This window comes from Streptomyces sp. NPDC037203, assembly GCF_055605065.1.
This window is the reverse complement of sequence record NZ_JBVJUC010000010.1, coordinates 42,178-68,041: the sequence shown is the minus strand read 5'-3', so window position 1 is coordinate 68,041 and position 25,864 is coordinate 42,178. Positions and strand designations below refer to the sequence as shown.

Below are 25,864 nucleotides of genomic sequence, written 5' to 3'. Positions count from 1 at the left end.
GTGACCGGCGATCCGGAGCATCCCGCGGTCCATGGAGAACTCGCAGAGTTACGGCGCCGGCTGGACGTGGCCTACGCCCGCGTCGAGGGCGGTCTCGCCCTGCTCGGTCACCGTACCGAGGAGACCGCCAAGGAGCTGGACGAGCTGAACTCCCGCATGGTCTCGCTGGAACACGCGCGCTGGCCGCTGCCCTCGCTCGCCGCGCTGACCGCGCTCGGCGCGCTCGTGGTGACCATCTGGTCGGCCCTGCGCGTCCATTAGCCCTCGGCGAGCCTGAGGTGGTGCAGCAGCAGTAACGCGGCCGCCATGTTGGCGGCCGGGACCTCCCCACGGGCGATCAGGTCGGGGACGAGCTTGAGGGGCACCCACTCCCGGCGGTCCGACTCGAAGTCGTCCACGGGGTGCCCGAGGTACTCGCCCCGGTCGGACCAGTAGATGTGGTGCCGGGCGTCGGTGAGGCCGTTGGACGGCTCCACCGTCATCAGGTGGTGCAGGGGCCCCGGCCGCCAGCCGGTCTCCTCCTCCAGTTCCCTGGCGGCCGCGCGGGCGATGTCCTCGCCGTCCTCGACGACGCCCGCGGGCAGTTCCCAGCCCCAGCTGTCGGTGATGAAGCGGTGCCGCCACAGCAGCAGGACCTCGTTGGCCTCGTTGACGACCGTGGCCACGGCCACCGGCCGCATCCGGATGAGGAAGTGGTCCAGATGCCGGCCGTCGGGCAGCTCGACATCCGCGAGATTGACGCTGAACCAGCGGTTCTCATAGATCTTTTGTTCGTTCTGTTTCGTCCACTGCACGGTTCTGCCACCTTTCGGGAGGTAGGTGGCAATATCGCAGCAGCGGCGGCGCGCCCACAGGGCGCCTACAGGGGCACGCGCAGCACTCCGTCGATGAGTTCGGCGGCCTCGGTGGTGCCGGGCGACCCGCAGCGCGCCAGGTGTTCACGCACCACGCGCAGCCGGTCGCGCAGCCGCTGGGACTCCATGCCCCGCACCTGCTCGGCCATCCGCACGGCGGTGACCACGGCCTTCTCCGCGTTGCCCTGGCGCAGTTCGATGGTGCTGAGCATGGCCAGCCGGTGCACCCGCCCCCGGTCGTGCGCGGGGTTGTCCACGGCGGCCGCCGCGTGCTCCCGCGCGGCCGCGAGTTCACCCAGGCTGAGCAGCGCCTCGGCGACCTGCACATTGACCAGGCCGGGCTGCACATAGCCGGTCTCGTCGGGTTCGTGGCCGCGCCGGATGCGTTCGGCGGCGCTCTCCGCGCGCCGGATGCAGGCGAGCGCGCCGGCCGCGTCGCCCAGGTGCGCGTACGCCTTGGCCTGCATCGCGTACAGGTCGGAGGCGAGCGCGGGGGTGATGTGCCGGCCCGCGGTGCGCAACGCGGCCTCCGCGAAGGCGACCGCCTGTCGGAACTCCCGCATGAACAACGACTGGTTGACCAGCAGCGCTATGACGTAGGCACCGAGGCCCCGGTCCCCGCTGGCCTTGGCCAGCCGCAGCGCCTGGTGGAAGTAGCGCTGGGCGAGTCCGTGCGCGTCGGAGTCGTACGCGCAGATCCCGGCGACGGCGACCAGCCCGCCGGTGGCGCGGTGCAGTTGGCGGCCGGTGGCGTCGGTGTAGCTGCCGCGCAGCAGCGGTGCCGCCTCGGCGTTGAGGAAGCCGACGATGCGGGCGCGGGTCGCGATGCCGCCGGCCTTGCGGTACATCTGCTCGTAATGGGCGCGGGCCGCGCGCAGCGTCTCGATGTCGGCCGCCGTGACCAGGTGTCTGCCGCCGCGGGAGACATCGGTGTCCTCCGGCGGGTTCTCCCACTCCCATACGGGCATCACGGCGGGCGTGCCGGTGACGGCCGGGGCGCCCAGCACATGGGGGCGCTGCTGTTCGTCGGAGCGCCACAGGGCGGTGGCCCGCTCCACGAAGCCGGACAGCGTGCCGGCGGCCGTGCTGCCGGGCCGGCCGGGCACGCCGAGGCCGATGTCGTCCAGGGTGACCGGGCGGTGCAGCCGGGCGGCCAGCACCTCGCAGATCAGGTCGGGCACCTGGCCGCGCGGCCGCTGGCCCTTCAACCACCGGGCCACGGCGGTGTGTTCGTAGCGGAGCGCGAGGCCCCGGCGGCGCCCCGCCTGGTTCACATGGGCGGCGAGACCGGCGTGCGAGATCCCCGCCTCGTCCAGGATGGCGTCAAGGAGTGTGTTGGGCTGCATGGGATGACCCCCGAGTGCCTGATGCCGTCAGCGTAGTGGGTGCGCCTTCACACGGGGTGTGAACGGAATGCCCGTATCCGGGGCGCCCACGCGCTGTCGCGGAGCGTGGCCGGGCGGCTTCACTGGTGGTCCTCCTCGCGAGGCCCGCCAGGCCACCGGCTCCCCCTCCTACAGCGGTGGTCTGGCGGGAACCATCAGCCGTGCGTGGTGGTGGCCGGCCGGGCCGGTTCCCGCGCCATCGGTGCCGCTCCCCGCTCGTTGCGCAGCACCAGGAGGGCCACGTCGTCGGTGGGGGTGCCGCCGGTGTGCCGCAGCAGGGCGGTGAACAGGGTGCGCAACACCCGCTGGGGAGAGGCGGGTTGATCGCGTACGGCGGTGCGCAGCGCCTCGGGCAGGGCGAAGAAGCGGCCCCGTGCGTCCCGCGCGTCCTCGGCGCCGTCGGTGAACAGGACCAGCGACTCGGCGGGCCGCAACGGCGGGCAGTGGTGCGGGGCGAGGTCCGCCGGGAGCGGGAACGGGCCCAGCGGGGGCAGCGGTTCGGCTCGGGAGAGGGGCTCGACGGTGGTGCCGGTGAGCCGGTAGGGCCAGGGGTGCCCGCAGTTGAGAGCGCCCAGCGTGCCGTCCCGGCCGATCTCCAGCAGCAGGACGGTGACGAACTCCTCGGCGACGGGGTGGTCGGGGTCCGCCGGGCAACCGGTGGAAGGATGTTCGGCGCGGGCGCGTTCGCGCAGGTGCCGGGCGAGCGCCCGCTCCAGCCTGCGCAGCACCGCGTCGAGCCGCGCCTCGTCATGGGCGGCCTCACGGAAGCTGCCGAGGAGGGCGGCGACGGTGCCGAGGGCGGCCAGCCCGTGCCCGCGTACGTCCCCCATCACCACCCGCACCCCGTGCTCGGTGGCGATGGCCTCGTACAGATCGCCCCCGACGCTCGCACCCCGGTCCGCGGAGAGCTGGGCGGCGGCGACGCCGAGTCCGTCGAGCCGCGGGGGCGGCGGCCGCAGTACGACACCCTGCGCGACCCGAGCCACCCGCCGGGCGAGCCGTAACTCCCGCAGCAGGGAGCGCCGCACATGGGCCAGCAGCCCGATGCCCACGCCGAAGAACACGACGCTGGCGGCGATGCGGGCGCCGAGCCGCTCCTGCGTGGCAAGCGGGCAGCCGAACCTGTAGGCGACCGCGAGCGCGCCCCAGAGCGTGGGAAGCACGGCGCCGCGCGCGGTGGGTGCCCGTGCCTTGATGCGGATCATGCCTCTGTCCCCCATGGAGAGTCCCTGACAGAGCAGCCGGACCGACCCCGTAAGGCCGGTCCGATTCTGTCGACGGCATGGCCCGCGAGAACTGGTTCACCTCCGATGACCACTCGAACGAGTGAGAAGGCGCAGGTGGGGGTGCATTTATGCAGGAGGTGACGCAGCGTCAGAACGTTTCTGCGGCCAAGACGAAGGCGCGCCCGGCCACGGAGGTCCGTGACCGGGCGCGCCCTGTGCGCTACGGCCGTCAGCCGCGCAGCACGGCTCCGGTGCGCTCGCCCGCCAGGGCGACGGCCGCGTCACGGGCCGCCGACGCCTCGTCCACCGTCAGCGTCCGGTCGGGGGCGCGGAAGCGCAGCGCGTACGCCAGCGACTTGCGGCCCTCGCCCAGCTGCTCGGCGTTCTCGTAGACGTCGAACAGCCGGATGGACTCCAGCAGTTCACCGGCACCGGCGCGCAGCGCGGCCTCGACCTCGGCCGCCGGCACCGGCTTGTCGACCACGAGGGCGACGTCCTGCGTGGCGACCGGGAAGGTGGAGATGGCCGGCGCCATCGGGACGCCGTCGCCGGCCTCCTCCAGGGCGTCCAGGTCCAGCTCCATCGCGCAGGTGCGCTCGGGCAGGCCCAGTGCCTTGACGACGCGCGGGTGCAGCTCGCCCCCGTGGCCCACGACCCGCTCGGCGCCGTCCACGACGACGAGCAGCTCGGCGCAGCGGCCCGGATGCCAGGGGCCGTACTGGCCCTTGCGCACGACGAGTTCGGCACCCACCTCACGGGCCACGGTGCGCGCGGCCTCGATCGCGTCGGCCCAGTCGGCCGGGCGGCCCTTGCCCCACCAGCCGGCCTGCTCGCGGGCGCCCGCGAGGACGACCGCGGCGTGCCGCGGCTGCTCGGGCAGCGCCGCGTTCAGCCGGGCGATCTCCTCGTCGGTGGGACGGCGGTCCACCGGCAGGTGCCCCGCGACAACGCGCTCGGCGCGCGGGTGGAAGACCAGCCCGGTCTCGAACAGGGCCAGGTCGTGCGCGCCGCGGCCGGTGTTGCGCCGCAGCGCGCCCAGCAGGCCGGGCAGCAGCGTCGTACGAAGCGCGGGCTCCTCGTCGCTGAGCGGGTTGACCAGCCTCAGCACACGGCGGGCCGGGTCGTCCGCGTCCAGGCCGAGCTGGTCGAAGACCTGCTCGCCGAGGAAGGGGTAGTTCAGCGCCTCGACGTAACCGGCGCCGGCCAGCGCGCGGCCGATGCGGCGGTGCAGCCGCTGGCGGCCGGTCAGGCCGTGACCCGCCCGCGGCCGGGGCAGCCGGGACGGCAGGCCCTCGTAGCCCTCGAGGCGGATGACCTCTTCGGCCAGGTCGTTCGGGTCGGTCAGGTCGGGCCGCCAGGAGGGGACGGTGACGATCAGCTCGTCCTGCCCGTAGACGTCGCAGCCGACCTCCTGGAGGCGGCGTACGACGGTCTCGCGGCCGTAGGTGACGCCCGCGACCTTGTCCGGGTGGTCCGCCGGGATGGTGATGGTGTGCGGCGCGGAGGGCGCGATGACCTCGGTGACGCCGGCCTCGGCGGTGCCGCCCGCGAGCAGCACCAGCAGGTCCACGGTGCGCTGCGCGGCGGCGGCAGCGGCGGCCGGGTCGACCCCGCGCTCGAAGCGGCGGGAGGCCTCGGACAGCAGCTTGTGGCGGCGGGCCGTGCGCGCGATGGAGACCGCGTGGAAGTGGGCCGCCTCGATGACGACCTCGGTGGTCGCGTGCTCCGGGTCCTCGCCGTGGTCGGCGATCTCGGTGTTGGCACCGCCCATCACACCGGCCAGGCCGATCGGGCCGCGGTCGTCGGTGATGACCAGGTCCTCGGCGTGCAGCGTCCGCTCGACGCCGTCCAGGGTGACGAGTTTCTCGCCCTCCCGGGCGCGGCGAACGCCGATGGTGCCCTGGACCGAGGCGCGGTCGTAGGCGTGCAGCGGCTGGCCCAGCTCCATCATCACGTAGTTGGTGATGTCCACGGCCAGCGAGATCGGGCGCATGCCGACCTTCTGGAGCCGGCGCTGGAGCCAGATCGGGGAGCGGGCCTCGGGGCGCAGACCGGTGACGGTGCGCGCGGTGAAGCGGTCGCAGCCGAACGGGTCGGAGACCTTGACCGGGTAGCCGTACGCGTTCGGCGCGGGCACGTCGATCAGGGCCGGGTCGCGCAGCGGCAGGCCGTAGGCGATGGCGGTCTCGCGGGCGACACCGCGGATGGAGAGGCAGTCGCCGCGGTTGGCGGTGACGGCGATGTCCAGGACCTCGTCCACCAGCTCCAGGAGCTCGATGGCGTCCCGGCCGACCTCGGTCTCCGGCGGCAGCACGATGATGCCGTGGGTGGTGTCCTCGCCCATGCCCAGCTCGTCGCTGGAGCAGATCATGCCGTGCGAGACCTTGCCGTAGGTCTTGCGGGCGGCGATGGAGAAGCCGCCGGGCAGGGTGGCGCCGGGCAGCACCACGACGACCTTGTCGCCGACCGCGAAGTTGCGGGCGCCGCAGACGATCTCCTGGGGCTCACCGGTGCCGTTGGCCTGGCCGACGTCGACCGTGCAGAAGCGGATCGGCTTCTTGAAGCCCTCCAGCTCCTCGATGGTCAGCACCTGGCCGACGACCAGGGGCCCCTTGAGGTCGGCGCCGAGCTGTTCGACGGTCTCGACCTCCAGACCGGCCGAAATGAGCTTGGCCTGGACGTCACGGCCGGTCTCGGTGGCCGGCAGGTCGACGTACTCCCGCAGCCAAGAAAGCGGGACCCGCATCAGATCTCCATCCCGAAGGGCCGGGTGAACCGGACGTCACCCTCGACCATGTCTCGCATGTCTTCGACGTTGTGGCGGAACATCAGCATCCGCTCGATGCCGAACCCGAAGGCGAAGCCGCTGTACTTCTCCGGGTCGACGCCGCAGGCGGTGAGCACCCGCGGGTTGACCATGCCGCAGCCGCCCAGCTCGATCCAGCCCTCGCTGGAGCAGGTGCGGCAGGGGCGGTCGGGGTTGCCGACGGACTCGCCCTTGCACACGTAGCAGAGCATGTCCATCTCGGCGCTCGGCTCGGTGAAGGGGAAGAAGTTCGGGCGCAGCCGGGTCTTCATGCCCGCGCCGAACAGCGACTGGACCATGTGGTCCAGGGTGCCCTTGAGGTCGGCCATGGTCAGGCCCTCGTCCACGGCGAGCAGCTCGACCTGGTGGAAGACCGGCGTGTGCGTGGCGTCCAGCTCGTCGGTGCGGTAGACGCGGCCGGGGCAGATCACGTAGACCGGCAGGTCGCGGTCGAGCAGCGAGCGGATCTGCACGGGCGAGGTGTGCGTGCGCAGGACCACACCCGACTCGGCGCCGCCGTCCGGGCCCTCGACGAAGAACGTGTCGGCCTCACCGCGGGCCGGATGGTCCGGGCCGATGTTCAGGGCGTCGAAGTTGAACCACTCGGCCTCGACCTGGGGGCCCTCGGCGACCTCGTAGCCCATGGCCACGAAGATGTCCTCGATGCGCTCCGACAGCGTGGTCAGCGGGTGGCGGGCACCGGCCGGGACGCGGTCGTACGGCAGCGTGACGTCGACGTCCTCCTCGACCAGCACCCGCGCGTCCCGCTCGGCCTCCAGCTCGCTCTGGCGGGCGGCGAGGGCCTTGTTGACGGCGCCGCGGGCCATGCCGACGCGCTTGCCGGCCTCGGCCTTGGCGTGCGGGGGCAGGGCGCCGATCTCGCGGTTGGCGAGGGACAGTGGGGACGCCGGACCGGTGTGGGCGACCTTGGCCTCGTGCAGCGCGTCGAGGGAGTCCGCGGCGGCGAAGGCGGCGAGCGCCTCGTCCCGCATGCGCTCGATCTCTTCCGGTTTCAACGCCTCGACCTCGACAGGGTCGTACGACTTATTGGGTGCCGACATCTCTTCCCGTGCTTCCGATTGGCTGGCGGATGGTCCCCGTCACCGACTCGCGAGGGCCGCGTGAAGGACACAACGGTGCCAAAGGCCGAGTCTAACGGGGTGGAGGGGGGCGAAGGGCCCGTGGGCCGCTAGGCGAGATACGCCGGGGCGCTCACGGGCAACGTAAATCGGAACTCGGCGCCGCCGCCGCGGGCGCGGCCGACCGTGATCGTGCCGCCGTGGGCCTCCACGATGCCCTTGACGATGTACAGCCCGAGCCCGGTGCCGCCGCGCTTGCTGCCCCGCCAGAAGCGGGTGAAGACGCGGTTCATGGACTCCTCCGGGATGCCGGGCCCCTCGTCGCTCACCGTGACCGATGTGCCGGCCTCCTCGCCCTCGCGGGGGGACGCCGTGGGCGTGATGTCGATGGTGACGGTTCCCGCGCCGTGCCGCACGGCATTTTCCAGCAGGTTGCTGAGCACCTGGTCGATCTTGTCGGGGTCGGCCCACAGATCGGGCAGCGGCTGCTCGATGCGCAGCAGGAAGCGTCCGGCGCTCTGCCCGGCGGCGACGTACGCCTGGATGTGGCGGGAGACGGCGGCCCCTATGTCGACGGGCTGCCTGCGCACCTCCAGGCGCCCGGAGTCGATCCGGGAGATGTCCAGCAGCTCGGCGATGAGCCGGGTGACCCGGTCGGCGTCCGCGTCGACGGTCTCCAGCATCAGCCGCTTCTGGTCGTCGGTGAACCGCGCCCACTTGGCGAGCAGCGTCGCGGTGAACCCTTTGACGGAGGTCAGCGGGGAACGCAGCTCATGGGCGACGGTGGCGATCAGCTCGGCGTGGCTGCGCTCGGTGCGGCGGCGGGCCTCGGTGTCCCGCAGGGAGACGATCAGACGGTGCACGGGGCCGAGGGGCGCGGTGCGGACGTACCGGGCGGTGACGAGCACCTCCCGGCCGCCGGGAAGCAGCAGATTGCGCTCGGGCTGCCGGGTCCTGGTGGGCAGGCCCCCGTAGGGGTCGGTGAGCTGCCACCAGCGGCGCCCCTCCAGGTCCTCCAGCGGCAGCGCCTTCTCCAGCGGCTGCCCGAGGGCGTCGGCGGCGGGTACGGCGGTGATGCGCTCGGCGGCCGCGTTGAACCCGACGACACGCCCGCTCTCGTCGGCGACCACCAGTCCGTCGGGGAGCTGGTCGGGCTCGAGCCCGCCCGCACCATCCCAGGACGCGGGCGCGTCGCGCGCGTCCCGCCCCTCCGGCCCGGTGCTCGTGCCGGCCACACTCATCCCCGTACCCCACCTCTCATACGGCGCACGGCCCCGAGCTGGCCACCCTACTAGCTCTGGGTAAGGGAACGGCACCCTCCGCGGGCGCGCTGGGCGCGTGCCGAGGCGTACAGGCAGACGGCGGCGGCCGTGGCCAGGTTCAGGCTCTCGGCCCTGCCGTGGATGGGCACGCGCACCACGGCGTCGGCGAGGGCGCGGGTCTCCTCCGGCAGCCCCCAGGCCTCGTTGCCGAACACCCAGGCGGTGGGGCCGCCCATGGTGCCCTCGTCCAGTTCCTCGTCGAGGTCGTGGTCGCCGGCGCCGTCGGCGGCCAGGATGCGCACCCCGGCCCCCTTGAGCCGCTCGATGGCCTCCTCCACGGGGACGCCGACGGCGACCGGGAGGTGGAACAGGGAGCCGACGGAGGCGCGTACGGCCTTGGGGTTGTACAGGTCCACGGAGGCGTCGGTGAGGACGACGGCCTCGGCGCCGGCGGCGTCGGCGCAGCGCAGCACGGTGCCCGCGTTGCCGGGGTCGCGGACGTGCGCGAGCACGGCGACCAGCTTGGGGCGGGCGGCGAGGATGTCCTCGAACGGGGTGTCCAGGAACCGGCACACGCCGACCAGCCCCTGCGGGGTGACGGTGGTCGAGATGTCGGCGATGACGTCCTCGGCGGCGAGGTGCACCCGAGCACCGGCGGCACGGGCCTCGCCGACGATGTCGGCGTACCGCTCCGCGGCCTCGACCGTGGCGAACAGCTCGACGAGCCCGCCCCCCTGGTGCGCCGCCGCCTCCCGCACGGCCTGCGGTCCCTCCGCGAGGAACAGCCGCTCCTTCCCCCGGACATTCCGCTTGGCGAGCCGCCGCGCGGCGGCGACGCGTGCGGAACGGGGAGAGATCAGCTCGGGGCTGACGGGGACCATGCTCGTCTTCGCTTTCCGGAGAGTCTTTTGGTGTCGGGCCCGAAGGGGCGTGGGGAACTGCGCGAGCGACCACAGCGCTCCGCGGCCGAACGCGCACCGAGGGACCTCAACAACAGGACCCGCAAGCCATACAGCCTGCGGGTCCCGGTATTACGACGGCTGAAGCCAGCGCAGCGTCACGCGGCCTTCGGCGCGTTGACGTCCGACGGCAGCGCCTTCTGCGCGACCTCGACGAGCGCGGCGAACGCGTTCACGTCGTTGACGGCCAGCTCGGCCAGGATCTTGCGGTCGACCTCGACGTTCGCGGCCTTCAGACCCTGGATGAAGCGGTTGTAGGTCATGCCGTTGGCGCGGGCAGCGGCGTTGATGCGCTGGATCCACAGCTGACGGAAGTCGCCCTTGCGCTTCTTGCGGTCGTTGTAGTTGTAGACCAGCGAGTGGGTGACCTGCTCCTTGGCCTTGCGGTACAGGCGCGAACGCTGACCGCGGTAGCCGGAGGCCTGCTCCAGGATCGCCCGGCGCTTCTTGTGGGCGTTGACTGCCCGCTTGACGCGTGCCACTTTTTAACTCCTTGTAGCGGGGTCGTGGGTGTCCTCACACGACCCGGAAACGATTGGGTCCCGGTTCAGACGCGCGGCGCTCGACGAGCGCCGGGGCGTCACTTGCCGAGAAGCTTCTTGATCTTCGCGGCGTCGCCCGGGGCCATCTCGGCGTTGCCGGTGAGGCGACGCGTCACGCGGGACGACTTGTGCTCGAGCAGGTGGCGCTTGCCGGCGCGCTCGCGGAGCACCTTGCCGGAGCCGGTGACCTTGAAGCGCTTGCTGGCACCGCTGTGCGACTTGTTCTTCGGCATAGCGCCGTTCTCTCCTCGTCGGTGGCGCTCCGGTGCCCGGTCACGAAAACCGGGCACGGTGGAGCGTCGCTCTTGTTTCGGTTACATCCTCGGGAGCCGTACGGCTCCCCGGAATCACGCCTCGGCGCGTTCCTCGGACGACGCCTCGGCCTCGGCCGGTACCTCGGACGACGCCTCGGCCGGGTTCTGCGACTTGCCGGGGTTCGCCTTCGCGTCGGCCTTGCGGGCCTCCTGCGCCTGACGGGCCTCGGCCATCGCCTCGGTCTTCTTCTTGTGCGGACCGAGGACCATGATCATGTTTCGGCCGTCCTGCTTCGGGTTCGACTCGACGAACCCGAGGTCCTGGACATCCTCCGCGAGGCGCTGCAGCAGTCGGTAGCCCAGCTCGGGCCGGGACTGCTCGCGACCACGGAACATGATCGTGATCTTGACCTTGTCGCCCTGCTTGAGGAACCGGACGACGTGACCCTTCTTGGTGTCATAGTCGTGCGGGTCGATCTTCGGCCGGAGCTTCATCTCCTTGATGACCGTGTGCGCCTGGTTCTTGCGCGCCTCACGGGCCTTCATGGCCGACTCGTACTTGAACTTCCCGTAGTCCATGAGCTTGCACACGGGCGGACGGGCGGTCGCCGCCACCTCGACCAGGTCGAGGTCGTACTCCTGCGCAAGCTCCAGTGCCTTCGCGAGCGGCACGATGCCGACCTGCTCGCCACTGGGACCGACAAGTCGCACCTCGGGAACGCGAATCCGGTCGTTGATGCGGGGCTCGGCGCTGATGGATCCTCCTCGGTAGCACCACGCGACGGCCTGGCGGACTGCCGCGTAACGTCTGTGTTCATCAGACCAACCGCGCCGAAGCACAAAAAATGCCCCGGACGATCACAGGCGGGGCTCCTGACTACCGGAACACCGCCGCGCGAACGCGGGGCGTGAATCGGGCGGCTCCATCGTCCGTACGGAACGATGGCGGCCACCTGACCGGAGACCCGCCGTCCCGGAGGACGGAGCGGGTGGGAGATTGGAGCCTCCACTTGTGGGCCGAACTCGCACATGGCGGATCCGGCCGGTCGCGTACCAGGCTAGCAGGATGGCTTGACAAGAGCGAATCGGGATCCCGTCACCGTGAAGCCGTCGTCCCGCCTTAGGGTGTGGGTCATGAGTGAGACCCCTGCCGAGAACCCCGACTTCGACGCGATGACCCGCGATATCGCCGAGGTCCCCGCCGTCGAGGTGATCGTGACGGTCGCCGTCAACCTGATGAGCGCCGCGGCCGTGAAGCTCGGGCTCAGCGAGGAGGGGGACACGCACAAGGACCTGGACGAGGCCCGCAAGCTGATCACCGCACTGGCCGGCCTGCTGGACGGCGGCGCGACCGAGATCAGCTCCTTCCACGCCGCCCCGCTGCGCGACGGCCTGAAGTCGCTCCAGCTCGCCTTCCGCGAGGCGTCGGTCGTGCCGGACGAGCCGGGCCAGGGGCCGGGCGAGAAGTACACCGGCCCCGTCTACGGCTAGATCCCCAGAGCAGCCACACAGGCCCGTAGCGCCAGGCGCCCCCTCGGGCGCCCGATTCATCCCCGCACGTACAAGGGCTCGCCCGGAGGCGTCGTCCCGGCCGGCAGCAGTGCCAGGTCGAGGCCGCGCACCAGGCGGGCCCTCAGTGTCTCGTCGGCGGCGAGCCGGCCCGCGATCGCCTGCGCGGTCTCGGCGGGCGGCGCGGACGGGTCGAGGACGAGGGCGAGGGTGCCGTCGGCCGGGCCGGGGACGAGGTGGGCGCTGCGGACCGCGGGCTCGGCCGCCACCGCCGTGCGCACGGCCCCGGTCACGGCCGGGTCGGTGAGCGGGTCGGTGCTGGTGCGGCCCTCGGCGAGGGCGAGCAGCGCGGGCCCGGTCAGCTCGAACGGCACCGGCCCGGCGAGGTCCAGCACCACCGTGTCGGCCTTCTCGTGCGCTGCGGCCTGGAGCGCCTGGTGCAGGGGGACGGCGACCGGGCGGGCCTCGGGGTCCCAGCGGGCGAGGGAGTCGGTGGAGGTGAACGCGGGCAGCGCGGTACGGCCGCCGGCCTTCAGGGTCGGTACGGCCATGTCGCTGGTCTTCTCGCGGCGCAGCCCGCCCACCCGTCTCCCACCACCACCCTTGTGACGAGCTTCGCGCCCTTCTTGATCGCCCTCCTCGACCTCGCCGAGCACGGCGACGACAGGCACCAGCAGCCGGGCGCCCTTCAGCGCCTGGAGGACCGGTCCGACGGCGGTGCGGTCCTCGGCCCACGCGGCGAGCGCGGCGCCGAGCCGGGGGTCGGCGGAGCCGTCGTCGTCGGAGTAGCCGGGGTCGGGGATGTTCTTGTTCGCCACGGTCACCGACCCTATCGGGGGAAACCACCCGGCGGAGCGGCGGGCCGGTGCGCACCCCGGCAGGGCCGGCCGCGCGCTCACCCGGCCCCGCCCGGAAGGACCGCCGGCGGCGGCGCCGCCGGAACCCCGGCCCGTCTCAGAACGGCTGCCGGCGGCCGCGCCACAGGATCACGCCCGCGACCAGCAGCACCCCGCCGACGCTGCCCGCCAGGGGCGCCGCCCAGTCGGTGGCGGAGCCGGTGGCCTTGGGGGCGTCGGGTCCGGGGCCGAAGTACCGGCGGGGGTACGACGCCGGGCTCAGCTTCCGCGGTCCGAGCCGGTCGGCCGCGGCGAGGGCGGCCACCGGGTCGATCGTGCCGTAGCCGCGGGAGTCGTCGCGGCCCCCGGCCGGCGGGTCGTCGGCGGTGTCCTCCAGGAGCGTCTTGATCTGGGCCGGACTCAGCCCCGGACGGGCCGACTCGATCAGGGCGGCCACGCCCGAGACGTAGGCCGAGGCGGCGGAGGTGCCCCAGCCCTCGTAGTACTTGTGGTCGGGGTCGGCGATGACGACGTCGACGCCGGGCGCGCTGACGGCGGCGTACCAGCGGCGGGTGGAGAAGCCGGCGCGGGTGCCGTAGCGGTCCACGGCGGTGGCCACGATGACGCCGGGGTAGGCGGCCGGGTAGGAGACGTGGTCGCCCTTGTCGCCGCCGTTGCCCGCGGAGGCGACGACGACCACGCCCTTCTTCAGGGCGTACTGCACGGCCTCGTCCTCGCCGGGTTCGGGGTGGGCGGAGGCGGAGTCGTCGCCGAGGGAGAGGTTGATGACGCCGGCGCCGTGGTCGGCGGCCCAGCGGATGCCGTCGGCGAGGGCGGTGCCGCGGGTGGTGCGGGCCCTGGCGCGGGCGGGGTCGCCGTCCTCCAGGATCACCCGTACGGGAAGGATCTTCGCCTCGGGGGCGACGCCCATGACGCCGTCGGAGTCGCCGGGGCCGTGGCCGTGTCCGGCGATGATGCCGGCCATGGCGGTGCCGTGCCGGCCCCAGGTCCGGTCGCCTGGCCGGGCACCGAAGCCGATCATGTCCTTGGCGGGCAGCACATTGCCGACGAGGTCGGGGTGGTCCTCCTGGACGCCGGTGTCGAGGACGGCGACGGTGACGCCCTGGCCCCTGGTGGTGCGCCAGGCCTCGTCGAGGCGGAGGGCGGACAGCCCCCACTGCTGGGCCCGGATGCCGTCGGCGTGGGCGGCGGCGGTGGGCAGCAGGGTGAGGGCACCGGCGAGCAGGGCACTCACCGCGGCCCCGCAGGCACGCTTCATGAGGAACTCTTCGTGGTGTTCGGGGCGTTCGTGGCGGCGGAGCCGACGGCCTGGCGCAGCCGCCGTGTCAGCTGTCCGGACAGCCCCAGCGCCTCGTTGCCGAGGCCGGACTGGGCCTGCGCGGTGGCGGCTCCGGCCCGTACGGCGTCGGCGGCGGGCTGGGGAGTGTCCACGCTGCGGCCGTCGGCCCAGCCGGAGACGGCGTACACGACCACGGGGGCGTCGGTGCGCACGGAGATGGTCCAGGTGGCGCGCTGGGCGTCGCCGAAGCCGGCCGCGGGGGTGTCCGGCGCGGCATACGCACGGGGCATCAGGTCGGTGCGTCCGGCGAGGTGCTGGGTGCGGAAGCGGGTGGCGAGCGCGGCCATTTGGGCGGGGTCGGCCGTGGTGAACAGCAGGCCGACGGTGGTCACATAGCTCTGGGTGGCGTCCGTGTAGGTGGCCCGCAGCAGCCGCCGGCAGCCGGTGCCGGCGAGGACCCGCCACAGCAGCGGGTCGAACGCGCCGGCGCAGCCGCTGTCCGGGGCGACGGCGACCCGTGTCCAGGTCCGGTCCGCCCCGCCGGGCCCCTCCCCCGCCCCGTGCACGACGGGCGGGAACAGCGTGTCGACGGGCACGCTGTGCCAGGCGGGCGCGGCCGCGGCGAACCCGCGCGCGGCGCTGTCCTCGTGCTCCTCGGTGAGCCAACTCCCGGCCACGGCACCGCCGATGAGTCCGATCCCCAGCACCAGGCAGATCGCGGCGGCGACGGCCCGCCCCCGCCTGCGGGTCCGGAACAGGTCGGGTTCCCCGAAGGTGACACGGGGCCGCCCGGCGCCCGGCCGGGAGTGGGCGGGGCCGAACGCGGGCGGGGCGGGCGGCTGGTGGTGCCACCGGGTGGCGGGCCGCGTCGCCTGCGAGGGCGCGCTCGCCGGTGGGCGCGCGGAAGCGCCGGGGACCGGACGTCCGGACTGGCGGTCCGACGGTGCGGAACCGCCCGCTCCTGCGCCACCGCCGGTGCCGCCACCCCGCGTCCCCGCACTCCCCCCGTCGGCGGACCCGGCGCCGCCCCCGGTCGTCTCCTCGGTGTGCGCGAGGCGCGGTGCGCCCGTGCCCGTGCGCGCCGTGCGGGGCGGGGCGTCGGGGAAGCGGGCCGACGCGGGGGGCGGCGGGGGGCTCACCGGGCCGGTGGCCTCGGGGACGGGAACGCGCCGGGGCGTCCCGCTCGCCGGGCCGGTGGCCTCGGGGACGGGAACGCGCCGGGGCGTCCCGCTCGCCGGGCCCGTGCCACTGCCCGGCACGCGCCGGGTGAAGACGGACGGCTCGTCGCCGGGGTCCTCCCCCGCAGGCATGTCCGCGCGCGCGGCGGCGGTGGCCCGCGTCCCCTCGGCGCGTCCCGCGCCGGGGCCGAAGGAGGGTGAAGGGCTTGGCGGTACGGAGGAGTGGCGTGCTTCCGTGGTCATGCGTTCCCCGTTTCCTCGCGACCCGGGCCGTCTCCTCGTACCCGTGCGACCGGGCCCGCATCCCAGGGCGGGTCCGCCGTACGTGCGCGTCACTCTACGGGTTGCCGGGGGCCGGGGCGGAACCGGTACGGCAGGCCGGGGCACTTGCCCGGAACGTCCCTCTACCCTGCGGTAATCCGTTCTGGCAGGCTTCCGGCATGACTGCGCGTGCCGCCGACCGGGCCCGGTACGACCGGGCCACCGCCCATCTCGAAGCGCCGCTGGCGCTCGTGGACCTGGAGGACTTCGACGCCAACGCGGCCGATCTGGTCCGCCGCTCCGGCGGCAAACCGGTACGGGTCGCGAGCAAGTCCGTGCGCTGCCGTGCCCTGCTGGAGCGGGTGCTGGCCATGGACGGCTTCCAGGGCATCATGTCGTTCACCCTCGCCGAGTCGCTGTGGCTGGCGCGTTCGGGATTCGACGACATCCTGCTCGCCTACCCGTCCGCCGACCGCTCCGGGTTCGCCGAACTCACCGCGGATCCCAAGCTCGCCGCCGCCGTCACCGTGATGGTGGACGACCCCGCGCAGCTCGACCTCATCGACGCCGCCCGCGACGGCGGACGTGAAGTGGTGCGCGTATGCCTGGAGTTGGACACATCGCTGAGGCTGTTCGGCGGTCGCGTGCGGGTCGGCGCCCGCCGCTCCCCGCTGCACTCCCCCGCCCGGCTCGCCGAGGTGGCACGGGTGGTGACCGGGCGCCCCGGCTTCCGGCTGGTCGGGCTCATGGCGTACGAGGGTCATATCGCGGGCGTCGGGGACGCCGTCGCCGGGCGGCCGCTGCGCTCGCGGGCGATCCGGCTGATGCAGTCCGCCGCGCGCCGGGAGCTGGCCGAGCGGCGCGCGGCGGCCGTGCGCGCGGTGCGGGCCGTCGCACCCGGCCTGGAGTTCGTCAACGGGGGCGGTACCGGCAGTGTGCAGCACACCGCGGCCGAGTCCGCGGTCACCGAGATCGCGGCCGGTTCCGGGCTGTACGTACCGCGGCTGTTCGACAACTACACGTCGTTCAGCGGCCGTCCGGCTGCCCTCTTCGCGCTGCCGGTGGTACGGCGGCCGGGTGTCGGCGTCGTCACCGTGCTCGGCGGCGGTTATCCGGCCTCCGGCGCGGCGGGCCCCGACCGCTCGCCGGTGCCGTACCTGCCGGAGGGGCTGCGGTACGACCCGCAGGAGGGCGCCGGCGAGGTGCAGACCCCGCTGCTCGGCTCGCCCGCCGACGATCTGCTGATCGGCGACCGGGTGTGGTTCCGGCACGCCAAGGCGGGCGAGCTGTGCGAACGGTTCGCGTCGCTGCACCTCGTCGAGGGCGACGAGGTGACGGCGACGGTGCCCACGTACCGGGGTGAGGGGCACACCTTCCTCTGAGCCACCGCGGCGGCGGGCCTACAGGGGCGTGACGTACGCGCCCGCGATCCCCCCGTCCACCAGGAAGTCGGTGGCGTTGACGAAGGAGGAGTCGTCGCTGGCCAGGAAGGCGACCGCGGCGGCGATCTCCTCGGCCTCGGCGAACCGGCCCACCGGGATGTGCACGAGCCGGCGGGCGGCCCGCTCCGGGTCCTTGGCGAACAGCTCCTGGAGCAGGGGGGTGTTGACGGGTCCGGGGCACAGTGCGTTGACCCGGATGCCCTCCCGCGCGAACTGCACGCCCAGTTCACGGGACATGGCGAGGACGCCGCCCTTGGAGGCCGTGTACGAGATCTGGGAGGTGGCGGCGCCCATCCGGGCCACGAAGGACGCGGTGTTGATGATGGACCCCTTGCCCTGGCGCCGCATGTAGGGGATCGCGGCCTTGCAGCACAGGTACACGGAGGTGAGGTTGACCTCCTGGACACGCTTCCACGCCTCCAGGCCGGTCTCCAGGATGGAGTCGTCGTCGGGCGGCGAGATGCCCGCGTTGTTGAAGGCGATGTCGACGCTGCCGTAGGTGTCGTACGCCGTCCGGAACAGCGTCTCGACCTGCTCGGAGTCGGTGACGTCGACCTTCACGAAGAGTCCGCCCACCTCGTCCGCGGCGGCCTTGCCGCGGGTCTCGTCCACGTCCGCGCAGACGACGTGGGCGCCCTCGGCGGCGAGGCGGCGGGCGGTGGCGAGGCCGATGCCGCTGCCGGCTCCGGTCACGACGGCGGTACGGCCGACCAGGCGGCGGCAAACACTGGTGTCGGTCACTGTGCGGGGCCCTCCGTGCTGATGAAGACGTTCTTGGTTTCGGTGAAGGCGGTCAGGGCGTCGGGGCCCAGTTCCCGGCCGAGGCCGGACTGCTTGTAGCCGCCGAACGGGGTCCAGTAGCGGACGCTGGAGTGGGAGTTGACGGACAGGTTGCCCGCACGCACTCCCTCGCAGACGCGCAGGGCGCGGCCGAGGTCGCGGGTCCACACGGACCCGGACAGCCCGTAGGGGGTGTCGTTGGCAAGACGGACCGCGTCCCGTTCGTCGGCGAAGGGGAGCAGGACGGCGACGGGTCCGAAGATCTCCTCGCGGGCGGCCGGGCTGTCGTGCCGCTCCCCGGTGAGGACGGTCGGCGGGAACCAGAAGCCGGGCCCGTCGGGGGCCCTGCCGCGCAGGGCCGGGGCGCCCTCGGGGACGTACGACCGTACGCGTTCGCGCTGCGCCGCGGAGATCAGCGGGCCCATCTGGGTCTTCTCGTCGGCCGGGTCGCCCACGACGACGGCGGCGAGCGCGTCGGCGAGGACGTCGCGGGCCTCGTCGAGGACGGCTTCCTGGACGAGGATCCGGGTGCGGGCGCAGCAGTCCTGCCCGGAGTTGTCCAGGAAGGAGAACGGATCGAGGGCGCTTCGCAGGTCGGCGTCGGCGAAGACGATGTTGGGGCTCTTGCCGCCGAGTTCCAGCGTGACCGGTTTGACCAGCCGGGCGCAGCGCTCCATGATCTCGCGGCCGGTGCGGGTGGACCCGGTGAACACGATCTTGGCGATGTCCGGGTGGTCCACCAGGGCGCGTCCGGCGGTGTGGCCGTGGCCCGGCAGCACCTGGAAGAGGTGCTCGGGCAGGCCCGCGGCCAGGGCGAGTTCGGCCAGGCGCAGGGCGGTGAGCGGGGTGGTCTCGGCGGGCTTGAGGAGGACGGCGTTGCCCGCGGCGAGCGCCGGGAAGGAGCCCCAGGCGGCGATCGGCATGGGGAAGTTCCAGGGGGCGATCACCCCGACCACGCCCAGGGGCTCGGAGAAGGTGATGTTCCAGCCGCCGGGTACCGGGATCTGCTTCCCCAGGAGGCGTTCGACGCCGCCGGCCGCGTATTCCAGCAGGTCGCGGGCGTTGCCGGCCTCCCAGCGGGCGTTGCCGAGAGTGTGCCCGGCCTCGCGGACCTCCAGGCGGGCGAGTTCCTCCAGGTTCGCGTCGACGGTGTCGGCGAAGCGGCGCAGCAGCCGGGCCCGGTCGGCGGGCGCGAGCGCGGCCCACCGCCTCTGGGCGCGGACGGCCCGTACGACGGCGGCGTCGACGTCCTCGGCGGTGGCGGCGGGGACGGTGGCGAGGACCTCTTCCGTGGCGGGGTTGAGGATCTTCAGCTCGTCGGAGTCGGACACGGATCGGCCTTTCACGGGCGGGCGAAGGGGCGGGTGAGCGGACGGCTGAGCGGACCGGACACCGGCGTGCTCACAGGCGTTCGAAGGAGCGGCGCAGCTCCCAGTCGGTGACCGCGGCGTCGAACGCCGCCAGCTCGACGCGGGCCATGTTGCGGTAGTGGTCCACGACCTCGGCGCCGAAGGCGGCCTCGGCGATCGGGCTGTTCTCCCAGAGCTCGGCGGCCTCGCGCAGGCTGGTGGGCACGTGCGCGAAGCCGGCGGTGTAGGCATTGCCGGGGCAGGGCTCGGGGAGTTCGAGCCGGTTCTCGATGCCGTAGAGGCCGGCGGCGACCAGTCCGGCGACGGCGAGGTAGGGGTTCACATCGCCGCCCGGCAGCCGGTTCTCGAAGCGTGTGGAGCGGCCGTGGCCGACCACACGCAGGGCGCAGGTGCGGTTGTCGTGGCCCCAGGCGACGGCGGTGGGGGCGAAGGAGCCGGGCTGGAACCGCTTGTAGGAGTTGATGTTCGGCGCGTACAGGAGGGAGAAGTCGCGCAGCGCGGCGAGCTGTCCGGCGAGGAAGTGCCGCATCACCGGGGACATCCCGTCGGGCCCGGCCATGGCGTTGGCGCCGTCGGCGTCGGTGAGGGAGAGATGGATGTGGCAGGAGTTGCCCTCGCGCTCGTTGTACTTGGCCATGAAGGTGATCGAGACGCCCTCCTGGGCGGCGATCTCCTTGGCGCCGGTCTTGTACAGGGCGTGCTGGTCGCAGGTGGTGAGCGCCTCGTCGTAGCGGAAGACGATCTCGTGCTGGCCGGGATTGCACTCGCCCTTGGCGGACTCGACGGTGAGCCCGGCGCCCGCCATGTCGTTGCGCAGCCGGCGCAGCAGGGGCTCGATGCGGCCGGTACCGAGGATGGAGTAGTCGATGTTGTACTGGTTGGCCGGGGTCAGCCCCCGGTACCCCGCGTCCCACGCCTGTTCGTAGCTGTCCTTGAAGACGATGAACTCCAGCTCGGTGCCGACCTGGGCGGTGTAGCCGAGTTCCGCGAGCCGGTCGAGTTGGCGGCGCAGGATCTGCCGGGGGGCGGCGACGACCGGGGCGCCGTCGTTCCAGGCGAGGTCGGCGACGAGCAGGGCGGTGCCGGGGTGCCAGGGGATGCGGCGCAGGGTGGCGGTGTCGGGGCGCATGGCGAAGTCGCCGTAGCCGCGCTCCCAGGAGGACATCGCGTAGCCGTCGACGGTGTTCATGTCGGGGTCGACGGCGAGCAGGTAGTTGCAGCCCTCGGTGCCGTGTTCCAGGACCTCGTCGAGGAAGAAGCGGGCGGCGAACCGCTTGCCCTGGAGGCGCCCTTGCATATCGGGGAACGCCAGGACGACAGTGTCGATCTCACCGCTTTCCACGAGGGCGCGGAGTTCCTCGACGGGGAGCGGGGCTGTGCGGTCTGCCACGGAAAAGCCTCCTTGGGCGCCTTCGCGCTTCTTCGGCCGGGCCGGGAGCCATAAGGTATTGCTCAGAACCATTGCTTGGGAAGGGGGTACGGCGGATGTCGTCTCGGACGGAGTGGCACGGGGTGGGCGACCGGCTCGCCCCGGTGCTGCGGCCGGTGCGGGCGGGCAACGGCTTCGAGGAGGCCCTGGAGCAGATCCTCCAGGTGGTACGGCTCGGTCTGGTGCCGGGCGGCGAACGGCTGCCCGCGGAGCGGGAGTTGGCGGAGCGGCTGGGGATCAGCCGGGTGACGCTGCGCGAGGTGCTGAAGGTGCTCCAGGACCAGGGCCTGGTGGAGGCGCGGCGCGGACGGTACGGCGGAACGTTCGTGCTGCCCCGCGCGGACGCCGCCGGCGAGGACGAGCTGCGGCGGCGGGTCGCAGCGGTCGACGTCGAGGACGTGCTGCGCTTCCGCGAGGTGCTGGAGGTGGGCGCGGCCGGGCTGTGCGCGGCGCACGGGCTGACGGGCGGGCAGGCCGAGCGGCTGCGTACGGCGCTGGCCGAGACGCACGAGGCGCCGCTGGCCGACTACCGGCGCCTGGACACGCTGCTGCATCTGACCCTGGCCGAGCTGTGCGGCTCACCCTCCCTGACCGCCCAGTACGCGGCGGTACGGGCGCAGGTCAACGAGCTGCTGGACTGCATCCCGCTGCTGGTGCGCAACCTGGAGCACTCCCAGCGGCAGCACACCGCGCTGGTGGAGGCGGTGCTCGACGGGGACGCCGACGGCGCGCGGGAGATGATGCGGGAGCACTGCGCGGGGACGGCGGCGCTGCTGCGGGGCTTCCTGACGTGAGCGCGGGGCTTCCTGGCGCAAGCGGATTCTGCAAAGGTATGAACATATACCTTTCGGGGAGGCTGGCATGGGCGGACGACCGCTGATCGGTGTGAGCACGTATCTGGAGGCCGGGGCCCGCTGGGGGGTCTGGGAGCTGGAGGCCGCGCTGCTGCCGGCCTCGTACCCCCGGCTGGTCCAGCGGGCCGGGGGCCTCGCGTGCATGCTGCCGCCGGACGCGCCCGAGCTGGCCGCGGCGGCGGTCGCCCGGCTCGACGGCCTGGTCGTCGCGGGCGGCCCGGACGTGGACCCCGTGCACTACGGCGCCGAGCGCGATCCCCGCACCGGCCCGCCGGCCCCGGCCCGCGATGCCTGGGAACTCGCCCTGATCCACGCGGCGCTGGCCTTGAGCACACCGCTGCTGGGCATCTGCCGGGGGATGCAGCTGCTGAACGTGGCGCTCGGCGGGACGCTGGTCCAGCACATGGAGGGGCACGCGGAGGTGGTGGGCGTCTTCGGCGGGCACCCGGTGAAACCGGTGCCGGGCACGCGGTACGCCTCCCTCGTCCCGGAGACGGTGTCCGTCCCCACGTACCACCACCAGTGCGTGTCCCGCCTCGGCCGCGGTCTCCTGCCGTCGGCCTTCGCGGAGGACGGCACGGTGGAGGCGGTGGAACTGCCGGCCGAGCGGGGGTGGGTGGTGGGGGTGCAGTGGCACCCGGAGATGGGGGAGGATCCGCGAGTGATGGAGGGACTGATCTCGGCGGCGAGCTGAGCCGACGCGCCACGGAGGCCGGGACCGGCGGACGGCGGACGGCTGCGGGACCGCCGGGGCCGCTCGCGCAGCTCCCCGCGCCCCTTACGGGGCGTTGCAGCCACCGACAATCGCGCCGCCGGTCCCCTCCGGTCGGCGGCAGCTCACGCCCGTGTCAAGGCCAGCAGATCCCGCGCCGGCCCCGTCGGCCGGTGCCCCGTCGGCCACACCGCACGCAAGTCACGCCGTAGCGACACCCCTTCCACCGGCACCGCCACCAACCGGCGCAACGCCAGCTCCTCCCGCACCGCCAATTCGCTGAGCACCGACGGCCCCGCCCCACTCACCGCCGACGCCTTCACCGCCGTCGTGGAGGACAGCTCGATCAACGGCCGGGCCAGCCCCCCGAGCGCCGCGTCCAGCACCTGCCGCGTCCCCGACCCCCGCTCGCGCAGGATCAGCGGCGTCCGCCCCAGCTCCTCCGGCGAGAGCGGCCGGCGGCGCCGCGCCCACGGATGCCCCGGTGCCGTCACCACGATCAGCCGGTCGTGTCCGATCACCACCGCGTCGAGCCCCGAGGGCACGGACAGCCCCTCCACGAACCCCAGATCCGCCTCCCCGGCCAGCAGCAGCTCCGCCACCCTCGCCGAGTTCCCGGCCAGCAGCGACACCGCCGTATCGGGACGCTCCGCGTGCAGCGCGAGCAGCCAGCCCGGCAGCAGGTACTCGGCGATGGTCATGCTCGCCGCCACCCTCAGCCGCGAGTCCCGGCGGTCCCGCAGCGCCCGCGCGCCCGCGTCGAACGCCGCCGCCGCCTCCACCACCCGCCGCGCCCAGTCCGTCACCAGCACCCCCGCGTCGGTCAGCCGGGACCCCCGCGGCGAACGGTCCACCAGCGCGACCCCCAGCTGCCGTTCCATCGACCGGACGCGGCTGCTCGCCGCCGGCTGCGTGACCCCGACCTCCCGCGCCGCCGCGCCGAGGCTGCCGAGCCGCGCCACCGCGAGCAGCAGTTCCAGCGCCGCCAGATCCGGCACCCGGTGCGCCAACGACCCCGTGCCCTCGCGCCGTCCTCCGGACCCCTCCACCTCGCTCATAAGACCAGCTTATGCCCTCATAGAGAGGAACTCCCTGGTCAGGGGCGATGCGCGAAGGCACGGTGGATGTCATGGTCACCGCTGCCCCGCCCCTCCCCGTCGCGCGCGCACCCCGCGCCGCCCTGGTCCGCCACCTCGGACCCAACTGGTACGCCTCCGTCATGGGCACCGCCGCCGTCGGCACGGCCGGCACCGCACTGCCGGTGAGCCTGCCGCCTGGCGCGCACACGCTCCTCGCGGCGGTGTGGGCGCTGTCGCTGCTGATGCTGGTGACCCTGCTGGCGGCCCGCGCCCTGCACTGGATCCACCACCGCGACCAGGCCCGCGCCCACCTCCTCGACCCGGCGATGGCCCCGTTCTACGGCTGTCTCGCCATGGCCCTGCTGGCCGTGGGCGGGGGCGCGGCGACCGCGGGCCGCGACTGGCTCGGCACGCGCACGGCCGTCGCACTGGACGGTGTGCTGTACACGGCGGGCACCGCGATCGGTCTGGGGGCCGCCGTGGCCGTGCCGTACCTGATGTCCGTACGGCACCGCGTCGAGCCCTCCCAGGCCTCCCCCGTGTGGCTGCTGCCGCTGGTCGCGCCGATGGTGTCGGCCGCGCTCGGCCCGCTGCTGGTGCCGCAGCTGCCGCCGGGCCAGCCCCGCGCGACCCTGCTGCTGGCCTGTCTGGCGATGTTCGGGCTGAGCCTGTTCGCCACGCTGCTGATGCTGCCGCTGGTCCTCGGCCGGCTGATCACCTCGGGCCCGCTGCCGCTCGCGCTCACCCCGACCCTGTTCCTGGTCCTCGGTCCGCTCGGGCAGTCCACCACCGCCCTCGGCTCGGTCGCGAACGCCGCCCCCGGTGTCGTACCGGCCTCCTACGCGCACGGCCTCACGGTGTTCTCCGTGCTGTACGGCGTGCCGGTGATGGGCTTCGCGCTGATGTGGCTGGCGCTGTCCCTCGCCCATCTGCTGCGGGCCCGCCGCCGGGGCATGGGGTTCGCGATGACCTGGTGGGGCGCCACCTTCCCGGTGGGGACCTGCGTCACCGGGGCGGCCGCCCTCGCCCGGCACACCTCCCTCACCGCGTTCCAGGCGCTGTCCGTCGCGCTGTACGTCCTGCTCGTGGCGGCCTGGCTCGCGGCCGCGTCCGGCACGGTGCGCGGGCTGCTCAGCGGCGAACTGCTCGCAGGGCCTCGCCCAGCGCCCGCGGCGCCCACGCCAGGGACGGGCCGTACCACGTCAGATCCCGCCCGCTGACCAGGGCGCAGGCCAGTCCGGGGAAGGCCTCCGGGCCGTCGTCGGCGGTGAAGCGGTAGGGCTCGTCCGGCAGGACGACCACGTCCGGGGCCGCCGCCCGCAGCTCGTCCAGGGGTATGCGGAGGTAGCGCTCCGGGTGGTCGGCGTACAGGTGGTCGACGCCGAGGCGGGCCAGCACATCGCCCGCGAAGGTGTCGCGGCCGACGACCATCCAGGGCCTGCGCCAGATCGGCACGACCGCCGTCCGCCGCTCCCCCGGCTCCGGCAGCGCGCCCCAGGCCGTCTCGGCCTCCCGCAGCCAGGCCGGCCGCTCGGGCGCCCCGCACGCGGCCAGCACCCGCGCCAGCTCCGTGAAGGCCCGAGACACGGTCCGCACCTCGGTGACCAGCACCTCGAGCCCCGCCGCACGCAGCGCGTCGAGGTCCGGGACGCGGTTCTCCTCCTCGTTGGCGATCACCACGTCCGGCGCGAGCTCGACGATGCGCTCCACCTTCGGGTTCTTGGTCCCGCCGATCCGGACGACGTCCAGCTCCCCCGGATGACTGCACCAGTCCGTGGCGCCGACGAGCGCGCCGGGCAGCGTCTCGGCCACGGCCTCGGTGAGCGAGGGGACCAGGGAGACGACGCGCTTCACCGGGTCCGGTCCTGCACGGCCTCGATGTGCTCGGCCACCGCCACCACGACGATCCGGGTGTCCGGCACGGTCGCCCGCCAGCGGTGCCTGACCCCGCCGGTGAGATAGAGCGTGTCGCCCCGGCCGAGGCGGTAGGCGCGGCCCTCGGCCTCGATCTCGACGGCGCCGTCGGCCACGTACATCAATTCGTCGTTGCGGTGCTGGAACTCGCGGCCCGCGTCGTGGTCGCCGGTGAACTCGGAGGCGTGCAGCTGGTGGTGGCCGCGGACCAGGTTGCGGGTGCGGGGGGTGAAGTCGTCCTCGGGGAGCGGCTCGGCGCGCACCAGGTCGACGCTGGCGGCCGGGTCCGCCGCGGCGAGGAGCTCGACGGCGGTGGTGCGCAGCGCGTCGGCCAGCTTCTCCAGGGAGGTGCTGCTCGGCCGCGCCCGGTCGTTCTCCACCTGGCTGAGGAAGGGCACGGACAGGCCGGTGCGCTCGGCGACGACCGCGAGGGTCAACTCCAGCGCACGCCGGCGCCGCCGGACCGCCGCGCCCACCCGTACGGGCTGCTGCTCTTTGTGGTCGCCCATCGCTCCGGCTCCCTCCCCCGCTCGTCGTGCTCTCGTGCGTTTCGTGAATGGCTTCACTGCACCCTACGCATGTTCGGCAAACGGTTTCATGCGCGTGTCACATCCCCGTCTCACCGAATACCCCCTACCCTCGCGTTCTCGCCAGGTGTCGGCGTCCCGGAGGGCTCCGCCGTGAACGTCCTCCCTGGGGATGAACATGCCCTGCGACCGGAGTCATCACGCTGGGTGATTGGCCGGATTCCTCCCGTAAGGGAAGCGGAGGCGTCCCCCGAGGGGAAAACCGCCGGAAAACCCGAGGGGCGGACGGCCCCGTACCCCATTGTC

25 protein-coding genes are annotated in these 25,864 nt (G+C 73.4%); 6 read left to right on the top strand and 19 right to left on the bottom strand.

Annotated features, from left to right (window positions below):
• On the top strand, nt 1-261 hold the full coding sequence (locus ACZ7EC_RS25040) for a hypothetical protein (RefSeq protein ID WP_471065875.1): 261 nt from the start codon (nt 1-3) through the stop codon (nt 259-261).
• Here the strand turns inward: ACZ7EC_RS25040 and ACZ7EC_RS25035 are convergent.
• The 10 genes from ACZ7EC_RS25035 to infC form a co-directional block, all read right to left on the bottom strand.
• A complete protein-coding gene (locus tag ACZ7EC_RS25035) occupies nt 258-794 on the bottom strand; it encodes an NUDIX hydrolase (RefSeq protein WP_471065874.1) in 537 nt (178 codons plus the stop codon). The two genes, ACZ7EC_RS25040 and ACZ7EC_RS25035, sit on opposite strands and share 4 nt — an antisense overlap.
• Nucleotides 795-859: 65 nt before the next feature.
• Nucleotides 860-2,200, bottom strand: a complete 1,341-nt coding sequence (locus tag ACZ7EC_RS25030; protein WP_471065873.1) for a transcriptional regulator — start codon at nt 2,198-2,200, stop codon at nt 860-862.
• A gap of 194 nt (nt 2,201-2,394) precedes the next feature.
• Complete coding sequence (locus tag ACZ7EC_RS25025) at nt 2,395-3,444, bottom strand: PP2C family protein-serine/threonine phosphatase (protein ID WP_471065871.1); 1,050 nt, start codon at nt 3,442-3,444, stop codon at nt 2,395-2,397.
• A 250-nt stretch (nt 3,445-3,694) separates the two neighbouring features.
• Nucleotides 3,695-6,211, bottom strand: coding sequence for a phenylalanine--tRNA ligase subunit beta (gene pheT, locus ACZ7EC_RS25020; RefSeq protein ID WP_471065869.1), 2,517 nt, complete (start codon nt 6,209-6,211; stop codon nt 3,695-3,697).
• Nucleotides 6,211-7,332 (bottom strand): phenylalanine--tRNA ligase subunit alpha, encoded by a 1,122-nt coding sequence (gene pheS, locus ACZ7EC_RS25015; protein WP_471065868.1) that lies wholly within the window; start codon nt 7,330-7,332, stop codon nt 6,211-6,213. Before pheS ends, pheT begins: the two co-directional genes overlap by 1 nt.
• A 128-nt stretch (nt 7,333-7,460) precedes the next feature.
• Nucleotides 7,461-8,591, bottom strand: a complete 1,131-nt coding sequence (locus tag ACZ7EC_RS25010; RefSeq protein ID WP_471065866.1) for a sensor histidine kinase — start codon at nt 8,589-8,591, stop codon at nt 7,461-7,463.
• 50 nt (nt 8,592-8,641) lie between these two features.
• Nucleotides 8,642-9,493 carry a TrmH family RNA methyltransferase gene (locus ACZ7EC_RS25005; protein WP_471065864.1) on the bottom strand — a complete coding sequence of 284 codons (852 nt, stop codon included), beginning with the start codon at nt 9,491-9,493 and terminating at the stop codon, nt 8,642-8,644.
• A 176-nt stretch (nt 9,494-9,669) separates the two neighbouring features.
• On the bottom strand, nt 9,670-10,053 hold the full coding sequence (gene rplT, locus ACZ7EC_RS25000) for a 50S ribosomal protein L20 (protein ID WP_037651207.1): 384 nt from the start codon (nt 10,051-10,053) through the stop codon (nt 9,670-9,672).
• A gap of 98 nt (nt 10,054-10,151) precedes the next feature.
• Nucleotides 10,152-10,346 (bottom strand): 50S ribosomal protein L35, encoded by a 195-nt coding sequence (rpmI, locus tag ACZ7EC_RS24995; protein WP_004933563.1) that lies wholly within the window; start codon nt 10,344-10,346, stop codon nt 10,152-10,154.
• Between the two features lie 114 nt (nt 10,347-10,460).
• Entirely contained in the window at nt 10,461-11,123 is a 663-nt protein-coding gene (infC, locus tag ACZ7EC_RS24990) for a translation initiation factor IF-3 (RefSeq protein ID WP_397987339.1), read from the bottom strand.
• 378 nt (nt 11,124-11,501) lie between these two features.
• On the opposite strand from infC, the gene ACZ7EC_RS24985 reads away from it, so the two are divergent.
• The gene (locus ACZ7EC_RS24985; protein WP_471065862.1) at nt 11,502-11,858 is read left to right on the top strand and encodes a DUF1844 domain-containing protein; all 357 of its coding nucleotides are present in this window, start codon (nt 11,502-11,504) and stop codon (nt 11,856-11,858) included.
• Between the two features lie 56 nt (nt 11,859-11,914).
• Here ACZ7EC_RS24985 and ACZ7EC_RS24980 read toward each other — a convergent pair whose 3' ends face one another.
• The 3 genes from ACZ7EC_RS24980 to ACZ7EC_RS24970 all read right to left on the bottom strand — a co-directional run bounded on the left by ACZ7EC_RS24980 (nt 11,915) and on the right by ACZ7EC_RS24970 (nt 15,433).
• Entirely contained in the window at nt 11,915-12,694 is a 780-nt protein-coding gene (locus ACZ7EC_RS24980; RefSeq protein WP_471065861.1) for an SseB family protein, read from the bottom strand.
• Nucleotides 12,695-12,830: 136 nt separating this feature from the next.
• Nucleotides 12,831-13,991 carry a type VII secretion-associated serine protease mycosin gene (gene mycP / locus ACZ7EC_RS24975; protein ID WP_471065859.1) on the bottom strand — a complete coding sequence of 387 codons (1,161 nt, stop codon included), beginning with the start codon at nt 13,989-13,991 and terminating at the stop codon, nt 12,831-12,833.
• Nucleotides 13,988-15,433 carry a hypothetical protein gene (locus ACZ7EC_RS24970; RefSeq protein ID WP_471065857.1) on the bottom strand — a complete coding sequence of 482 codons (1,446 nt, stop codon included), beginning with the start codon at nt 15,431-15,433 and terminating at the stop codon, nt 13,988-13,990. Before ACZ7EC_RS24970 ends, mycP begins: the two co-directional genes overlap by 4 nt.
• Before the next feature lie 197 nt (nt 15,434-15,630).
• On the opposite strand from ACZ7EC_RS24970, the gene ACZ7EC_RS24965 reads away from it, so the two are divergent.
• Entirely contained in the window at nt 15,631-16,833 is a 1,203-nt protein-coding gene (locus tag ACZ7EC_RS24965; protein WP_471065855.1) for an amino acid deaminase/aldolase, read from the top strand.
• Between the two features lie 18 nt (nt 16,834-16,851).
• On the opposite strand, the gene ACZ7EC_RS24960 is transcribed toward ACZ7EC_RS24965, so the two are convergent.
• From ACZ7EC_RS24960 to ACZ7EC_RS24950, 3 genes are all read right to left on the bottom strand, one after another.
• Nucleotides 16,852-17,634: a 3-oxoacyl-ACP reductase gene (locus ACZ7EC_RS24960; RefSeq protein ID WP_471065854.1), complete on the bottom strand. Its 783-nt coding sequence runs from the start codon at nt 17,632-17,634 to the stop codon at nt 16,852-16,854.
• Nucleotides 17,631-19,004, bottom strand: a complete 1,374-nt coding sequence (locus tag ACZ7EC_RS24955; RefSeq protein ID WP_471065852.1) for an aldehyde dehydrogenase family protein — start codon at nt 19,002-19,004, stop codon at nt 17,631-17,633. Before ACZ7EC_RS24955 ends, ACZ7EC_RS24960 begins: the two co-directional genes overlap by 4 nt.
• Nucleotides 19,005-19,074: 70 nt before the next feature.
• Entirely contained in the window at nt 19,075-20,433 is a 1,359-nt protein-coding gene (locus tag ACZ7EC_RS24950) for a glutamine synthetase family protein (protein ID WP_471065850.1), read from the bottom strand.
• Nucleotides 20,434-20,528: 95 nt separating this feature from the next.
• Here ACZ7EC_RS24950 and ACZ7EC_RS24945 point away from each other — a divergent pair, with 95 nt between their 5' ends.
• Nucleotides 20,529-21,266 (top strand): FadR/GntR family transcriptional regulator, encoded by a 738-nt coding sequence (locus tag ACZ7EC_RS24945; RefSeq protein WP_471065848.1) that lies wholly within the window; start codon nt 20,529-20,531, stop codon nt 21,264-21,266.
• Between the two features lie 67 nt (nt 21,267-21,333).
• Entirely contained in the window at nt 21,334-22,020 is a 687-nt protein-coding gene (locus ACZ7EC_RS24940) for a gamma-glutamyl-gamma-aminobutyrate hydrolase family protein (protein WP_471065846.1), read from the top strand.
• 143 nt (nt 22,021-22,163) lie between these two features.
• Here ACZ7EC_RS24940 and ACZ7EC_RS24935 read toward each other — a convergent pair whose 3' ends face one another.
• Nucleotides 22,164-23,096 (bottom strand): LysR family transcriptional regulator, encoded by a 933-nt coding sequence (locus ACZ7EC_RS24935; RefSeq protein WP_471065845.1) that lies wholly within the window; start codon nt 23,094-23,096, stop codon nt 22,164-22,166.
• A 71-nt stretch (nt 23,097-23,167) separates the two neighbouring features.
• On the opposite strand from ACZ7EC_RS24935, the gene ACZ7EC_RS24930 reads away from it, so the two are divergent.
• Nucleotides 23,168-24,337, top strand: coding sequence for a TDT family transporter (locus ACZ7EC_RS24930; protein WP_471065843.1), 1,170 nt, complete (start codon nt 23,168-23,170; stop codon nt 24,335-24,337).
• On the opposite strand, the gene ACZ7EC_RS24925 is transcribed toward ACZ7EC_RS24930, so the two are convergent.
• Together ACZ7EC_RS24925 and ACZ7EC_RS24920 are read right to left on the bottom strand one after the other, a co-directional pair.
• Nucleotides 24,249-24,971: a helical backbone metal receptor gene (locus ACZ7EC_RS24925; RefSeq protein ID WP_471065841.1), complete on the bottom strand. Its 723-nt coding sequence runs from the start codon at nt 24,969-24,971 to the stop codon at nt 24,249-24,251. The two genes, ACZ7EC_RS24930 and ACZ7EC_RS24925, sit on opposite strands and share 89 nt — an antisense overlap.
• A complete protein-coding gene (locus ACZ7EC_RS24920) occupies nt 24,968-25,540 on the bottom strand; it encodes a helix-turn-helix domain-containing protein (RefSeq protein WP_471065839.1) in 573 nt (190 codons plus the stop codon). The genes ACZ7EC_RS24925 and ACZ7EC_RS24920 overlap by 4 nt, the downstream gene beginning before the upstream one ends.
• Nucleotides 25,541-25,864 lie beyond the last annotated feature (324 nt).

Excerpts from the sequence above, each read along its gene's own strand:
- ACZ7EC_RS25030 (WP_471065873.1), bottom strand. The coding sequence starts at position 2,200 with ATGCAGCCCAACACACTCCTTGACGCCATCCTGGACGAGGCGGGGATC.
- ACZ7EC_RS25025 (WP_471065871.1), bottom strand. The coding sequence starts at position 3,444 with ATGATCCGCATCAAGGCACGGGCACCCACCGCGCGCGGCGCCGTGCTT.
- pheT (WP_471065869.1), bottom strand. The coding sequence starts at position 6,211 with ATGCGGGTCCCGCTTTCTTGGCTGCGGGAGTACGTCGACCTGCCGGCC.
- pheS (WP_471065868.1), bottom strand. The coding sequence starts at position 7,332 with ATGTCGGCACCCAATAAGTCGTACGACCCTGTCGAGGTCGAGGCGTTG.
- ACZ7EC_RS25010 (WP_471065866.1), bottom strand. The coding sequence starts at position 8,591 with ATGAGTGTGGCCGGCACGAGCACCGGGCCGGAGGGGCGGGACGCGCGC.
- ACZ7EC_RS25005 (WP_471065864.1), bottom strand. The coding sequence starts at position 9,493 with ATGGTCCCCGTCAGCCCCGAGCTGATCTCTCCCCGTTCCGCACGCGTC.
- rpmI (WP_004933563.1), bottom strand. The coding sequence starts at position 10,346 with ATGCCGAAGAACAAGTCGCACAGCGGTGCCAGCAAGCGCTTCAAGGTC.
- ACZ7EC_RS24985 (WP_471065862.1), top strand. The coding sequence starts at position 11,502 with ATGAGTGAGACCCCTGCCGAGAACCCCGACTTCGACGCGATGACCCGC.
- mycP (WP_471065859.1), bottom strand. The coding sequence starts at position 13,991 with ATGAAGCGTGCCTGCGGGGCCGCGGTGAGTGCCCTGCTCGCCGGTGCC.
- ACZ7EC_RS24970 (WP_471065857.1), bottom strand. The coding sequence starts at position 15,433 with ATGACCACGGAAGCACGCCACTCCTCCGTACCGCCAAGCCCTTCACCC.
- ACZ7EC_RS24965 (WP_471065855.1), top strand. The coding sequence starts at position 15,631 with ATGACTGCGCGTGCCGCCGACCGGGCCCGGTACGACCGGGCCACCGCC.
- ACZ7EC_RS24945 (WP_471065848.1), top strand. The coding sequence starts at position 20,529 with ATGTCGTCTCGGACGGAGTGGCACGGGGTGGGCGACCGGCTCGCCCCG.
- ACZ7EC_RS24940 (WP_471065846.1), top strand. The coding sequence starts at position 21,334 with ATGGGCGGACGACCGCTGATCGGTGTGAGCACGTATCTGGAGGCCGGG.
- ACZ7EC_RS24935 (WP_471065845.1), bottom strand. The coding sequence starts at position 23,096 with ATGAGCGAGGTGGAGGGGTCCGGAGGACGGCGCGAGGGCACGGGGTCG.
- ACZ7EC_RS24930 (WP_471065843.1), top strand. The coding sequence starts at position 23,168 with ATGGTCACCGCTGCCCCGCCCCTCCCCGTCGCGCGCGCACCCCGCGCC.
- ACZ7EC_RS24920 (WP_471065839.1), bottom strand. The coding sequence starts at position 25,540 with ATGGGCGACCACAAAGAGCAGCAGCCCGTACGGGTGGGCGCGGCGGTC.